Source organism: Enterobacter sp. MALB-1 (assembly GCF_041021625.1).
GTDB lineage: Bacteria > Pseudomonadota > Gammaproteobacteria > Enterobacterales > Enterobacteriaceae > Enterobacter > Enterobacter oligotrophicus.
This window is the reverse complement of the sequence record NZ_JBDPJL010000001.1, coordinates 4,175,140-4,188,970: the sequence shown is the minus strand read 5'-3', so window position 1 is coordinate 4,188,970 and position 13,831 is coordinate 4,175,140. Positions and strand designations below refer to the sequence as shown.

At 55.1% G+C, this 13,831-nt stretch carries 14 protein-coding genes; 8 read left to right on the top strand and 6 right to left on the bottom strand.

All coding sequences use genetic code 11. The features are described 5' to 3' along the window. Positions 1 to 87 precede the first annotated feature (87 nt). Entirely contained in the window at positions 88 to 1,719 is a 1,632-nt protein-coding gene (locus tag ABGB15_RS20120; protein WP_215723554.1) for a Na/Pi cotransporter family protein, read from the top strand. Here the strand turns inward: ABGB15_RS20120 and ABGB15_RS20115 are convergent. After that, a complete protein-coding gene (locus ABGB15_RS20115; RefSeq protein WP_152083020.1) occupies positions 1,716 to 2,003 on the bottom strand; it encodes an addiction module antidote protein in 288 nt (95 codons plus the stop codon). The two genes, ABGB15_RS20120 and ABGB15_RS20115, sit on opposite strands and share 4 nt — an antisense overlap. 5 nt (positions 2,004 to 2,008) lie before the next feature. After that, the gene (locus tag ABGB15_RS20110; RefSeq protein ID WP_215723555.1) at positions 2,009 to 2,311 is read right to left on the bottom strand and encodes a type II toxin-antitoxin system RelE/ParE family toxin; all 303 of its coding nucleotides are present in this window, start codon (positions 2,309 to 2,311) and stop codon (positions 2,009 to 2,011) included. Between the two features lie 196 nt (positions 2,312 to 2,507). Between ABGB15_RS20110 and rluF the strand changes: the two genes are divergently transcribed. Beyond that, positions 2,508 to 3,377, top strand: a complete 870-nt coding sequence (gene rluF / locus ABGB15_RS20105) for a 23S rRNA pseudouridine(2604) synthase RluF (protein WP_152083022.1) — start codon at positions 2,508 to 2,510, stop codon at positions 3,375 to 3,377. On the opposite strand, the gene ABGB15_RS20100 is transcribed toward rluF, so the two are convergent. The 3 genes from ABGB15_RS20100 to lysC all read right to left on the bottom strand — a co-directional run bounded on the left by ABGB15_RS20100 (position 3,378) and on the right by lysC (position 6,085). Beyond that, positions 3,378 to 3,650, bottom strand: coding sequence for a DUF3811 domain-containing protein (locus ABGB15_RS20100; protein ID WP_119937941.1), 273 nt, complete (start codon positions 3,648 to 3,650; stop codon positions 3,378 to 3,380). It abuts the gene before it with no gap. 50 nt (positions 3,651 to 3,700) lie between these two features. After that, on the bottom strand, positions 3,701 to 4,645 hold the full coding sequence (gene panS, locus ABGB15_RS20095; protein ID WP_215723556.1) for a ketopantoate/pantoate/pantothenate transporter PanS: 945 nt from the start codon (positions 4,643 to 4,645) through the stop codon (positions 3,701 to 3,703). Positions 4,646 to 4,735: 90 nt separating this feature from the next. Continuing rightward, a complete protein-coding gene (lysC, locus tag ABGB15_RS20090; protein ID WP_152083024.1) occupies positions 4,736 to 6,085 on the bottom strand; it encodes a lysine-sensitive aspartokinase 3 in 1,350 nt (449 codons plus the stop codon). A gap of 375 nt (positions 6,086 to 6,460) precedes the next feature. Between lysC and pgi the strand changes: the two genes are divergently transcribed. The 6 genes from pgi (at position 6,461) to psiE (ending at position 12,839) form a co-directional block, all read left to right on the top strand. Next, positions 6,461 to 8,110, top strand: coding sequence for a glucose-6-phosphate isomerase (gene pgi / locus ABGB15_RS20085; RefSeq protein ID WP_152083025.1), 1,650 nt, complete (start codon positions 6,461 to 6,463; stop codon positions 8,108 to 8,110). Positions 8,111 to 8,476: 366 nt separating this feature from the next. Next, positions 8,477 to 8,719 carry an exopolysaccharide production protein YjbE gene (yjbE, locus tag ABGB15_RS20080; protein WP_013095034.1) on the top strand — a complete coding sequence of 81 codons (243 nt, stop codon included), beginning with the start codon at positions 8,477 to 8,479 and terminating at the stop codon, positions 8,717 to 8,719. A 63-nt stretch (positions 8,720 to 8,782) separates the two neighbouring features. Continuing rightward, entirely contained in the window at positions 8,783 to 9,421 is a 639-nt protein-coding gene (locus ABGB15_RS20075; protein ID WP_152083026.1) for a YjbF family lipoprotein, read from the top strand. Beyond that, on the top strand, positions 9,415 to 10,155 hold the full coding sequence (locus tag ABGB15_RS20070) for a capsule biosynthesis GfcC D2 domain-containing protein (RefSeq protein WP_313327508.1): 741 nt from the start codon (positions 9,415 to 9,417) through the stop codon (positions 10,153 to 10,155). Before ABGB15_RS20075 ends, ABGB15_RS20070 begins: the two co-directional genes overlap by 7 nt. Beyond that, positions 10,155 to 12,251, top strand: coding sequence for a YjbH domain-containing protein (locus ABGB15_RS20065; RefSeq protein ID WP_152083028.1), 2,097 nt, complete (start codon positions 10,155 to 10,157; stop codon positions 12,249 to 12,251). The genes ABGB15_RS20070 and ABGB15_RS20065 overlap by 1 nt, the downstream gene beginning before the upstream one ends. Before the next feature lie 177 nt (positions 12,252 to 12,428). After that, positions 12,429 to 12,839, top strand: a complete 411-nt coding sequence (gene psiE, locus ABGB15_RS20060) for a phosphate-starvation-inducible protein PsiE (protein ID WP_014068487.1) — start codon at positions 12,429 to 12,431, stop codon at positions 12,837 to 12,839. 96 nt (positions 12,840 to 12,935) lie between these two features. Here the strand turns inward: psiE and malG are convergent, their stop codons facing one another. Then, positions 12,936 to 13,826: a maltose ABC transporter permease MalG gene (malG, locus tag ABGB15_RS20055; RefSeq protein WP_152083029.1), complete on the bottom strand. Its 891-nt coding sequence runs from the start codon at positions 13,824 to 13,826 to the stop codon at positions 12,936 to 12,938. Positions 13,827 to 13,831: the final 5 nt, after the last annotated feature.

The following is a 13,831-nucleotide window of genomic DNA, read 5'->3' as shown; positions in this document are numbered from 1 at the left end:
CCTCCAGGGTGCCCTGTCTCTTTCTTACGTTTAAACCCTTATACTGAACCTAAGGAAAATGAATAACGATAAGGAGGAAAACCATCCGTGTTGACCTTGTTACACCTGCTCTCCGCAGTGGCACTGCTGGTATGGGGCACCCATATTGTCCGTACCGGCGTAATGCGCGTGTTTGGCGCACGTTTACGTACCGTTCTCAGCAGCAGCGTTGAGAAGAAGCCGCTCGCCTTCTGCGCGGGCATCGGCGTGACGGCGCTGGTGCAAAGCAGCAACGCCACCACGATGCTCGTCACTTCGTTTGTGGCGCAGGATCTGGTCGCGCTCGCCCCGGCGCTGGTGATCGTGCTCGGCGCTGACGTCGGTACCGCGCTGATGGCGCGTATTCTGACCTTCGATCTTTCCTGGCTGTCGCCGCTGCTGATTTTTATCGGCGTCATCTTTTTCCTCGGCCGTAAGCAGAGCCGTGCGGGGCAGCTTGGCCGCGTGGGAATTGGCCTTGGATTGATTTTGCTGGCGCTGGAGTTGATTGTTCAGGCCGTCACACCGATTACGCAGGCTAACGGCGTGCAGGTCATCTTCGCCTCGCTGACTGGCGACATCATGCTGGACGCGCTGATTGGCGCGGTGTTTGCCATCGTTAGTTACTCCAGCCTTGCGGCGGTGTTGCTGACGGCGACGCTCACCGCCGCAGGGGCGATCTCCTTCCCGGTGGCTCTGTGTCTGGTGATTGGTGCCAACCTCGGCTCCGGCCTGCTGGCGATGCTCAATAACAGCGCCGCCAACGCCGCTGCTCGCCGCGTGGCGCTCGGTAGCCTGCTGTTTAAGCTGGTGGGCAGCCTTGTCATTCTGCCGTTCGTCCATCCACTGGCAAACCTGATGGACGGCCTGCCGTTGCCAAAAGCAGAACTGGTTATCTACTTCCACGTCTTCTATAACCTGATTCGTTGCCTGGCGATGGTCCCCTTTGCCGCGCCGATGGCCCGCTTCTGTGAGCGCCTTATCCGCGATGAACCTGAGCTGGACGCGCGCCTGAAACCGAAGCATCTGGACACCTCCGTGCTGGATACGCCCGCGCTGGCTATCGCCAATGCCGCGCGTGAGACGCTGCGCATGGGCGATGCGATGGAAACCATGCTGGAAGGGCTGCAAAAAGTGATGCACGGCGAGCCGCGCGAAGAGAAGGAGCTGCGCAGGCTGGCGGACGACATCAACGTGCTCTATACCGCCATCAAGCTCTATCTGGCGCGCATTCCGCAGGATGAGCTGGCGGAGGAGGAGTCCCGCCGCTGGGCAGAGATCATAGAGATGTCGCTTAACCTTGAGCAGGCCTCAGATATCGTTGAGCGCATGGGCAGCGAAATCGCTGATAAATCGCTGGCCGCGCGTCGGGCGTTTTCCATCGAAGGGCTGAAAGAGCTGGAAGCGCTGCACGAACAACTGGTAAGCAACCTCAAGCTGGCGATGTCGGTCTTCTTCTCCAGCGACGTACCGAGCGCGCGCCGCCTGCGTCGTAACAAACATCGTTTCCGCATCCTTAACCGCCGCTACTCGCACGCCCACGTTGAGCGTCTGCATCAGCAGAACGTGCAGAGTATCGAAACCAGCTCCCTGCATCTGGGGCTGCTGGGGGATATGAAACGTCTTAACTCGTTGTTCTGCGCGGTGGCGTATAGCGTGATGGAACAGCCGGATGAAGATGACGAGCGGGATGAGTATTAATCTCCAGCGTGTTTGATTGATAGCCCAAAACCCAATGCTTTCATGACCGCCAGCGTGGTTTTAAGCGTTGGGTTTCCCTTGTCACTGAATGACCGATAAAGTTGCTCTCGTGATAAGCCGGTTTGCTGTGAAATGTTCGACATTCCTTTGGCTCGCGCGACAACGCCCAGGGCTTTAGCGATATACGCTGAGTCACCGGTTTCTAGCGCATCAGCTATAAATACAGCGATTTCCTCGTCATCAACCAGTGCTTCGGCGGGATCGTAGGGGGTTAATTTATTCATGTGCATCACTCCTGCAGTATGAATGTTTTGGCCAGCATTTTTGCCATTAGTATGTCTTTATTCTGGCTGCTTTTGTCACCGCCACTTAACAGCACGATGATACAATCACCTTGTTGTTTAAAATAGATTCTGTAGCCCGGACCAAAGTGAACCCTTAGTTCACTTATTCCTTCACCCACGGGTTTAACATCGCCCGTTAGGCCATTTGCCAGCCGAAAGAGCCGTGAAGCGATAATCGTCTTTGCTCGCCGATCTGTCAGGTTTTGCTCCCAGCGTCGGAAGGACTCTGTCTGAACGATCTCCTTCATATTACTCCCTGTAATTTATAAACTACAAATAATTCTGTCTGGAGAGCAAATCTAAAAGGAGTGCGCACGCGGGTAAATGGCAGGCCGCAAAATCCTGAAAGCGTCTCGCAAACTAAAAAACCCGTCTCAGTTACCGTCGGCTAATCTTTTTTTCCGGCCTAAACCTAAGGTATATTTCGCCTCTACAGGAGAAACTATGCTGCCAACTCAATCAACCCGATTAAACAAATACATTAGCGAGAGCGGGATCTGCTCACGTCGCGAGGCTGACCGTTACATTGAACAGGGTAACGTGTTTCTTAACGGCAAACGCGCCACTATCGGCGACCAGGTTGTTCCTGGCGATGTGGTCAAAGTGAATGGTCAGCTCATCGAACCGCGTGATGCTGAAGACCTGGTGTTTATCGCGTTGAATAAACCGGTTGGTATCGTCAGTACCACGGAAGATGGCGAGCGGGATAACATCGTTGATTTTGTTAACCACAGTAGCCGCATCTTCCCGATTGGTCGTCTGGATAAAGACTCTCAGGGGCTGATTTTCCTCACCAACCACGGGGATCTGGTCAACAAGATCCTGCGTGCCGGTAACGACCACGAGAAAGAGTATATTGTCACGGTCAACAAACCGGTCACGGACGAATTTATCCGAGGCATGGGGGCTGGCGTGCCGATTCTCGGTACCGTCACGAAGAAATGTAAGGTGAAGAAAGAAGCACCCTTCGCGTTTCGTATTACCCTGGTGCAGGGCCTGAACCGCCAGATCCGCCGTATGTGCGAGCATTTCGGTTATGAAGTCACGAAGCTGGAGCGCACCCGCATCATGAACGTTAGCCTGTCCGGTATTCCGCTGGGCGAATGGCGTGATTTAACCGATGATGAGCTGATTGAGCTGTTTAAACTTATCGAAAACTCATCGTCTGAAGCGAAGCCGAAGGCAAAAGCGAAACCGAAAACCCAGGCGATTAAACGTCCGGTGGTGAAGGCTCCGCCAGCGGAAGAGAAAGGGCGAGGCAAACCTGCGGGGAAACGCTTTACCCAGCCGGGCCGCAAAAAGAAAGGGCGCTGATTAGCGCCTTCCACGGGTAGATGTAGTAGCCGACCAGGAAAAGGTCGCCTCTGCATCCGGTTTATAAGCCTGCTGCTTTTTCAGTTTGCGGGCTTTCTTCGCCTCGGCGTCACGCTGCGCCATCAGTTTATCGATGTACTCTTTTTTTACCTGATTGGTTTCGGCATTCGTCAGCGTGCGGCCATGCGCGATGCGGGCGCGGTCGAGAAGCGTTTTCAGTTCACGCTGCTCCGCTTCCGTCATGTCTTTCTGGGTCAAACGTGGTGTAGCCATTGCTGAAGCCTCCTGAAGGGGAGGCTTCAGTGTAAAGCAAGTGCAGCAAATTAACTCTGTTTCACCGCATCTTTTTTCGGTTGGTCATCAATTGGTTTTCCTGACCAGTAGCCTGCCAGCAGTGAACCGGACAGGTTATGCCAGACCGAGAACAGTGCGCCCGGCAGTGCCGCCAGCGGTGAGAAGTAGATCTTGCCAAGCGCCGCCGCCAGACCGGAGTTCTGCATTCCCACTTCGATCGCCAGTGTGCGGCAGGTCGATTCATCGAAGCCAAACAGCTTCCCGCCCCAGTAACCGCCCAGCAGACCAATGGTGTTATGCAGCACCACCGCGACGATCACCACAACGCCCACGGACGCAATGTGCGACGCAGAGCCGGCCACCACGGCGCTGATGATTGCCAGAATACAGACCATCGAAAACGCGGGCAGATACGGCTCGACGGCTTTCACCACGCGCGGGAACAGATGGTGGATGACCAGCCCCAGCGCAATCGGGATCACCACGATTTGCAGAATGCTAAGCAGCATGCCCATCACGTCTACCTGAATATGGGCATCCACATACAGGCGGGTTAACAGCGGCGTGGCAACCACGCCCACCAGCGTCGAAACAGACGAGATGGTGACGGAGAGCGCTACGTCGCCTTTCGCCAGATAGATCATCACGTTGGATGCCGTCCCGCTGGCGACGCTGCCCACCAGCACCATCCCGGCGGATAAGTCTGGCGGCATTTTAAAGGCCATTGCCAGCAGCCACGCCGCGAGCGGCATCACCAGATAGTGCAGGAAAATACCTGCCGCGACCGGAGCCGGGCGCGACAGCACGCGTTTAAAATCGTCGATTTTCAGGTGTACGCCCATGCCGAGCATAATCAGCATCAGCAGTGTCGTCACCCACGGGCCGATGCCTGTGAATGTGGCAGGAGTGTAATACGCGAGTACAGAGAGCAGCAGCGCCCATAACGGGAACAGCCGGGTGATGGCGGAAAGCATAGTTATTTCCTTGCGATTGTGTTGTGTTTAGTTATGAAAAAGCCGGGTCTGTGCCCGGCTTGTAGGTATTGTTTATCCTGCTAACGAATTTTATTCAAACAAATTATGATGAAGTTTCTGCACGACCTGCTCGGCCTGTTCAGCAGGCACCAGGAAGCAGAGGTTGTAGCTGGATGCGCCGTAGCAAATCATGCGGATGTTGAACGGGTCGAGCACACCAAAGACCTCTTTACCCACGCCGCAGGCGCGCGACAGCTTATTGCCGATGATGGCAACCAGCGCCAGGTTCTCTTCCACTTCCACGCGGCACAGCTCGGAAAGCTCAATCAGCAGCGACTGCGTCAGCAGGGTGTCGCCGGTAGAGGTGGAGCCGGTGGTGTCCAGCGTCAGCGCGATGCTCACTTCGGACGTGGTGATCAGATCTACAGAGATATTGTGGCGTGCCAGGATACCAAACACTTCAGCCAGAAAACCGCGTGAATGCAGCATATTATGGCTGTGCAGCGTGACCAGCGTCTGTTTACGACGCAGCGCCAGCGCACGGAACAGCGGCGGGTTCTCGGTTTTCTTGCAGACCAGTGTACCGCCTGCTTTCGGATCTTTACTGGAGCCGACGAAAACAGGAATGTCGCTGCGCACAGCAGGCAGCAGCGTGGCCGGATGCAGCACTTTCGCGCCAAAGGTCGCCATTTCAGCGGCTTCTTCAAAGGCGATCACATCAATTCGTTTTGCGGCAGACACCACGCGCGGGTCGGTGGTGTAAATGCCCGGAACGTCAGTCCAGATATCCACGCGGGTGGCGTGAAGCGCTTCGCCCAGCAGGGCGGCGGTATAATCGCTACCGCCACGGCCAAGCGTTGTTGTGCGTCCTTTCGCTTCGCTACCAATAAAGCCCTGGGTGATGACCATGCCTTCCGCCAGACGCGGGGCCAGTTGCTGGTTGGTCAGCTCCGCCAGTGCGTCGACGTCTGGCTCGGCACGGCCAAAGCGATCGCTGGTACGCATTACTTTTCGCACGTCGAACCACTGCGCCTGAACGTTACGCTCACGCAGGATCTCAACGAACAGCAGGGTGGACATCAGCTCACCGTGGCTGACCAGTTCGTCGGTCAGGGCGGTGGAGGTTGCCAAAGACGCGGCTTCTGCCAGCGTGGTGATATTTTCCAGCAGACGTTCCACTTCTTCGCGGATCACGTTCGGGTTCTGCAGACGTTCAAGAATGTCGAACTGAATTTTGCGCAGTGCATCCAGCTTCACGAAACGTTCTGTCGCTTCAAGTCCTTCAGACAGAGAAACCAGCAGGTTCGTCACGCCGGCAGAGGCAGAAAGCACCACCAGGCGGGTATTCGGATCGGCCAGCACCACATCGGCGCTGCGGTTCATGGCATCGTAGTCTGCCACACTGGTGCCGCCAAACTTGGCGACCACAAAACTCGTCATAACAACCTCGTGTCAGGGAATGAATAAAGCGACCTTGGCACAAGAATGAAACGAAAACAGGTGCAGGCGCAAAATACGGCCCTATAAATAAAATGCGGGGGAGGTCCTGTCAATGCTGGGATTATGCGGATTTTTTATAGGGGGGTATCCCTCAGTAACAGGACTTATAACAGGGCCATATTTTATGCTCCGTTTTAGCGCATTTTGGGCGACGTTTCGCCGCCCCGGAGGGGCACTTCAGCAGCTATACTTTTCGGGGCTTTTCACCTGCGTTTGATGCAGGCCAGGGCAATGGCATAAAAACCATCACAATTTTTATTTGCAGGCGCTACAATCGACCGCAGTCACAATTCTCAAATCAGAAGAGTATTGCTAATGAAAAACATCAACCCAACGCAGACCGCTGCCTGGCAGGCACTACAGAAACATTTTGATGAAATGAAAGATGTCACCATCGCGGATCTGTTCGCGAAAGATGCCGATCGTTTCAGTAAGTTCTCCGCGACCTTTGATGACCTGATGCTGGTGGATTTCTCCAAAAACCGCATCACCGAAGAGACGCTGGCAAAGCTGCAGGATCTGGCGAAAGAGACAGAACTGGCAGACGCGATCAAATCCATGTTCTCCGGTGAGAAGATCAACCGCACCGAAGACCGTGCTGTGCTGCACGTGGCGCTGCGTAACCGTAGCAACACGCCGATCATCGTTGACGGCAAAGATGTGATGCCAGAAGTGAATGCGGTGCTGGAAAAGATGAAATCCTTCTCGGAAGCGATCATCTCCGGTAGCTGGAAAGGTTACACCGGCAAAGCGATCACCGACGTGGTGAACATCGGTATCGGCGGTTCTGACCTCGGCCCGTTCATGGTGACCGAAGCGCTGCGTCCGTACAAAAACCACCTCAACATGCACTTTGTGTCTAACGTCGATGGGACCCACATCGCCGAAGTGCTGAAGAACGTGAACCCGGAAACGACCCTGTTCCTGGTGGCGTCTAAAACCTTCACCACCCAGGAAACCATGACCAACGCTCACAGCGCGCGCGACTGGTTCCTGAAAACTGCGGGTGACAACAAGCACGTGGCGAAACACTTTGCGGCGCTGTCCACCAACGGCAAAGCGGTGGGTGAGTTCGGTATTGATACCGCAAATATGTTTGAGTTCTGGGACTGGGTTGGCGGCCGCTACTCTCTGTGGTCCGCGATTGGCCTGTCCATCATCCTGTCCGTGGGCTTTGACAACTTCGTTGAGCTGCTCTCCGGTGCGCACGCGATGGATAAACACTTCTCCACTACCGCGCCTGAGAAAAACCTGCCGGTACTGCTGGCGCTGATTGGTATCTGGTACAACAACTTCTTCGGTGCTGAAACCGAAGCGATCCTGCCATACGACCAGTACATGCACCGCTTTGCGGCCTACTTCCAGCAAGGCAACATGGAATCCAACGGTAAATACGTTGACCGTAACGGCAACGCCGTGGATTACCAGACTGGCCCAATCATCTGGGGCGAGCCGGGCACCAACGGTCAGCACGCGTTCTACCAGCTGATTCACCAGGGCACCAAAATGGTGCCGTGCGATTTCATCGCCCCGGCTATCACCCATAATCCGCTGTCTGACCACCATCCGAAGCTGCTGTCTAACTTCTTCGCACAGACCGAAGCGCTGGCGTTCGGTAAATCCCGCGAGGTAGTGGAGCAGGAATACCGTGACCAGGGTAAAGATCCGGCCACGCTGGACCACGTGGTGCCGTTCAAAGTGTTCGAAGGCAACCGCCCAACCAACTCCATCCTGCTGCGCGAAATCACGCCGTTCAGCCTGGGGGCGCTGATTGCTCTGTACGAGCACAAGATCTTCACTCAGGGCGCTATCCTGAACATCTTCACCTTCGACCAGTGGGGCGTTGAGCTGGGTAAACAGCTGGCAAACCGTATTCTGCCAGAGCTGGGTGATGATAACGCGATCGACAGCCACGACAGTTCTACAAACGGTTTGATTAACCGTTATAAAGCATGGCGTGCGTAATTAATATGTCATGAAAATTGCCGGCGTAATGCCGGCATTTTTTTATCGGATAATTCCTGATGTCTGTTAATTAACTCAAATTCCTGCTCTGAGTTTAATCTGAAAAAAGCCGTTAACCTGCTAATTGCTGAGGTTTATTTTAGGAATATACGGAGAAGCATTTAGCAAGATTGTTATTATAACTGTTTGATTTATTGTGATTATATATTTTTCAAATTGTTCTTTGGTTTCAATTTTATCCATTAGTCCGAAAACTCTCCCCCTATTTACCTGCACGGCAATCCCTCTGCTTTAGTTGTGTATACTCGAATCCGCCTGAATTTCTTTTCGGGCAAATCTCCATTCATTCATTGAAGGGAAATTGTTATGAAGAAAGTCCTGTATGGCATTTTTGCCATATCTGCACTTGCGGCGACATCTGTCTATGCGGCTCCGGTTCAGGTCGGGGAAGCGGCAGGTTCGGCTGCGACGTCTGCGTCTGCGGGGAGTTCTACCGCAGCCAGCACCAGCACCGTAAGTTCAGCCGTGGGTGTCGCGCTGGCGGCAACCGGTGGCGGTGATGGCTCCAACACCGGAACCACGACCACCACGACCACCAGCACCCAGTAATTCCGGGTGTTTTAATCATAACCACACTTCGGTGTGGTTATTTCGCCCCTTCGGAGAAGAGTCGTGAAGCGACCTGCAATCATCCTGATTTGCCTGCTGTTGCAGGCGTGCTCAGCCACCACCAAAGGGCTGGGAAACTCACTGTGGGACAGCATGTTCGGCACGCCGGGCGTGCATCTGACCGATGACGAACTGCAGAACATGCCGTATGCCAGCCAGTACATGCAGCTCAACGATGGCCCGCAACTGTTTGTGGTGCTCGCTTTCGACGAAAACGGGCAGCAGAAATGGGTGACGCAGGATCAGGCCACCATCGTGACGCAGCATGGCCGTATCGTGAAAACCCTGCTCGGCGGCGATAACCTGCTTGAGGTGAATAACCTCGCGGCTGACCCGCTCATTAAGCCGAATCAGATTACCGACGGGGCAAGCTGGACGCGCACGATGGGCTGGACCGAGCACAAACAGGTGCGCTACGCCACGGCCCGCTCCCTCTTCCGCTGGGACGGTACGGACAGCGTGAAAGTGGGCAGTGATGAGACTCAGGTTCGTGTGCTGGATGAAGAGGTGACAACCGATCAGGCTACCTGGCATAACCGTTTCTGGGTGGATGAGGAAGGGCAGATCCGCCAGTCCTTGCAGTATCTCGGTGCAGATTTCTTCCCGATAAAAACCACCCTGATTAAGGCGGCGAAATCATGAAGATGCTTATCCGCGTAGCGCTGATCGCAAGCCTGACAACGCCTGTGGCATGGTCAGCCGGAACGGTAAAGGTCTACACGCCTGACAGTGCCGAGCCTAAAACGTTAACCAATGCCGGGCATCTGCTCGATCTCGTCGGGCAGCCGAGGCTTGCCAACAGCTGGTGGCCGGGGGCGGTGATCGGTGAACGACAGGCAACGGTTGAGGCGGAACAAAAACACGCTGCACTGCTTGCCAGATTAGCCGAATTAGCCGGGCAGGAAGACGGTGACGATGCGGCAGCCATCAACAGCGTTCGCCAGCAGCTTCAGGCGGTGAAAGTAACGGGACGCCAGAAGGTGAATCTCGACCCGGATGACGTGCGCGTCGCGGAAAACGGTAACCCGATGCTGGAAGGGGAATATTCGCTCTGGCTTCCGGCACGGCCTTCAACTATCACCGTGATGGGCCTTGTCAGCCGTCCGGGAAAAGCGCCATTTACACCGGGCCGCGACGTGGCGAGCTATCTCGACGAGCAAAGCCTGCTCAGCGGCGCGGATAACAGTTATGCCTGGGTGGTTTACCCTGACGGGCGCACGCAAAAAACGCCGGTGGCCTACTGGAATAAACGCCATATCGAACCCATGCCCGGCAGCGTGATTTTTGTCGGTTTTGCCGACCATTTCTGGACGAAGGCGTATGACGGGCTTAATACCGACATCCTTCATTCCCTGACGCAGCGGATACCGGAATAATGAAAAGAACCTATCTCTACAGCATGCTGGCGCTGTGCGTGAGCGCGGCCTGCCATGCAGAAACGTATCCGGCACCCGTTGGTCCGTCGCAATCAGACTTTGGCGGCGTCGGTTTACTGCAAACCCCGACCGCGCGGATGGCTCGCGAAGGGGAAATCAGCCTTAACTACCGTGATAACGATCAGTACCGCTACTACTCCGCGTCCGTCCAGCTGTTTCCGTGGCTCGAAACCACGCTGCGCTATACCGATGTGCGTACAAAAGAGTACAGCAGCGTTGAATCCTTCTCCGGCAACCAGACCTATAAAGACAAAGCCTTCGATGTGAAGCTGCGTCTGTGGGAAGAGAGCTACTGGATGCCGCAGGTTTCCGTTGGCGCGAAAGATATCGGCGGGACCGGCCTGTTTGATGCGGAATATGTTGTTGCCAGCAAGGCCTGGGGACCGTTCGATTTCTCTCTCGGTCTTGGCTGGGGCTATCTCGGCACCAGCGGTAACGTCAAAAACCCATTCTGTTCCTACAGCGATAAATATTGCTATCGCGATAACAGCTACCAGAAAGCCGGTTCCATCAACGGCGATCAAATGTTCCACGGCCCGGCCTCGTTGTTTGGCGGCGTAGAGTATCAAACGCCCTGGCAGCCGCTGCGCCTGAAGCTGGAGTATGAAGGGAATAACTATTCGCAGGATTTCGCCGGGAAGATTGAGCAGAAGAGCAAGTTTAACGTCGGTGCTATTTACCGTGTCACCGATTGGGCCGACGTTAACCTCAGCTACGAGCGTGGCAATACCGTGATGTTTGGCTTCACGCTGCGCACTAACTTTAACGATATGCGGCCGCACTACAACGACAATGCGCGACCGAAATATCAGCCAGAGCCGCAGGATGCGATCATTCAGCATTCCGTCGTGGCGAATCAGCTGACGCTGCTGAAATACAATGCCGGCCTGGCCGATCCAAAAATTCAGGTAAAAGGCGATACGCTGTACGTTACCGGTGAGCAGGTGAAATACCGCGACTCGCGTGAAGGGATCGAACGCGCTAACCGGATCATCATGAACGATCTGCCAGACGGGGTTCGCACCATCCGCGTGACGGAAAACCGTCTTAACCTGCCGCAGGTCACCACGGAAACGGACGTTGCCAGCCTTAAGCGTCATCTGGAAGGCGAACCGCTTGGGCATGAAACCGAGCTGGTACAAAAACGCGTTGAACCGATAGTGCCTGAGTCTACCGAGCAGGGCTGGTATATCGATAAATCCCGCTTCGATTTCCATATCGATCCGGTGCTGAACCAGTCCGTCGGCGGGCCTGAAAACTTCTATATGTATCAGTTGGGTGTGATGGCGACAGCGGATCTGTGGGTCACCGATCACTTGCTGACGACAGGAAGCCTGTTCGGCAACATTGCCAACAACTACGACAAATTTAACTATACCAATCCGCCGAGCGACTCAAAGCTGCCGCGCGTGCGTACCCGCGTGCGTGAATATGTGCAGAACGATGCTTACGTGAATAACCTGCAGGCCAACTACTTCCAGTACTTCGGTAATGGTTTCTATGGCCAGGTCTACGGCGGTTATCTGGAAACCATGTACGGCGGCGCGGGGGCAGAGGTGCTTTATCGTCCTGTCGACAGTAACTGGGCATTTGGGATTGATGCTAACTACGTGAAACAGCGTGACTGGCGCAGCGCGCAGGACATGATGAAATTCACCGACTACAGCGTGAAAACTGGCCACCTGACCGCCTACTGGACGCCGTCGTTCGCGCAGGACGTGCTGGTGAAAGCCAGCGTCGGGCAGTATCTGGCAGGCGATAAGGGCGGTACGCTCGATATCTCTAAACACTTCGACAGCGGCGTGGTTGTCGGTGGCTATGCCACGATCACCAACGTCTCGCCGGACGAATACGGGGAAGGGGACTTCACCAAAGGAGTCTACGTATCGATTCCGCTGGATCTGTTCTCGTCAGGCCCAACCCGCAGCCGTGCGGCGATTGGCTGGACGCCGCTGACGCGTGATGGCGGTCAGCAGCTTGGTCGTAAGTTCCAGCTTTATGATATGACCAGCGATAAGAACATTAACTTCCGTTGATGCTTGCTTGCCCGGTGGCGCTGCGCTTACCGGGCCTACGACATTGTTTTTTGTAGGCCGGGCAAACGCAGTGCCGCCCGGCAGGCATGCGAATGCCCCAAACATAAACAAAAAATATAGATCCCCGTCACATTTTTGCGTTATACAGGAACCTCGCCCTGGAGAATGAGGTGCTGTATGACATCCCTGACTCGTCCGCGCGTTGAGTTTATCTCAACAATCCTCCAGACCGTGCTGAATCTCGGTCTGCTGAGCCTTGGCCTGATCCTGGTCGTCTTTTTGGGTAAAGAGACGGTGCATCTGGCAGATGTGCTGTTCGCCCCTGAACAAACCAGCAAATATGAGCTGGTGGAAGGCCTGGTGGTCTACTTTCTCTACTTTGAATTTATCGCCCTGATTGTGAAGTATTTTCAGTCCGGCTTTCACTTCCCGCTGCGCTATTTTGTCTACATTGGGATCACCGCGATTGTGCGGCTGATCATCGTCGATCATAAATCCCCGCTCGACGTGCTGATCTACTCAGCAGCGATCCTGCTGCTGGTGATCACCCTCTGGCTGTGCAACTCGAAGCGGCTGAAACGCGAATAAAAAAATGGCGGCCCGGAGGCCGCCGAATAACAGTCACAAGTTGGGTCAATACAATACGTCAAAGTTGAGGGTTGCAGTGGCATAACATGATGAAACTTAACCTTTTACACCGCCCGCCGTCAGGCCGTTAACCAGCCAGCGCTGCGCCAGCAGGAACACCAGGGTAATCGGAATGGCGGAGAGTACCGCCGCAGCGGCAAAATCGCCCCACAGGTAGTTCTGCGGGTTGAGGTACTGCTGCATACCGACGGCCAGCGTATAGCTGTTGACATCGCGCAGTAACAGAGACGCGACCGGTACTTCGGTAATAGCAGCGATAAACGACAGGATAAACACCACCGCCAGGATAGGCACCGACAGCGGTAGCAGCACCAGGCGGAATGCCTGCCACGGTGTGGCACCATCCAGTGCTGCCGCTTCTTCCAGCGAGCCGTCGATGGTTTCGAAATAGCCTTTAATGGTCCACACATGCAGGGCGATACCGCCCAGGTAAGCGAAGATCACGCCGCCGTGGGTGTTCAGGCCGATAAACGGCACGTACTGGCCCAGACGGTCAAACAAAGCATACAACGCCACCAGTGACAGCACGGCCGGGAACATCTGGAAAATCAGCATCCCTTTCAGCAGCGCGGCTTTGCCAGGGAAACGCATGCGGGCAAACGCGTAAGCACAGGTAGTGGAAAGGGCCACGATACCGATCGCGGTGATGGTCGCCACTTTGACCGAGTTCCACAGCCACAGCAGCACCGGGAACGGCGGTGGCGTCACGCGTCCGTCCGCGTGTTCCACGCTGAAGCCCAGCGCGAGCTTCCAGTGCTCCCAGGAAATTTCATCCGGGATCAGGCTCCCGGTGGCAAAGTTACCCGAACGCAGGGAGATGGCGATGACCATCAGTAGCGGGAACATGATCGCCGCGATGAAAATCAGCAGCCCTAAGTGCGTCACGAGGAGGCGCAGTTTCTGAGATTTAGGTTGAACCATAGACATAGTCA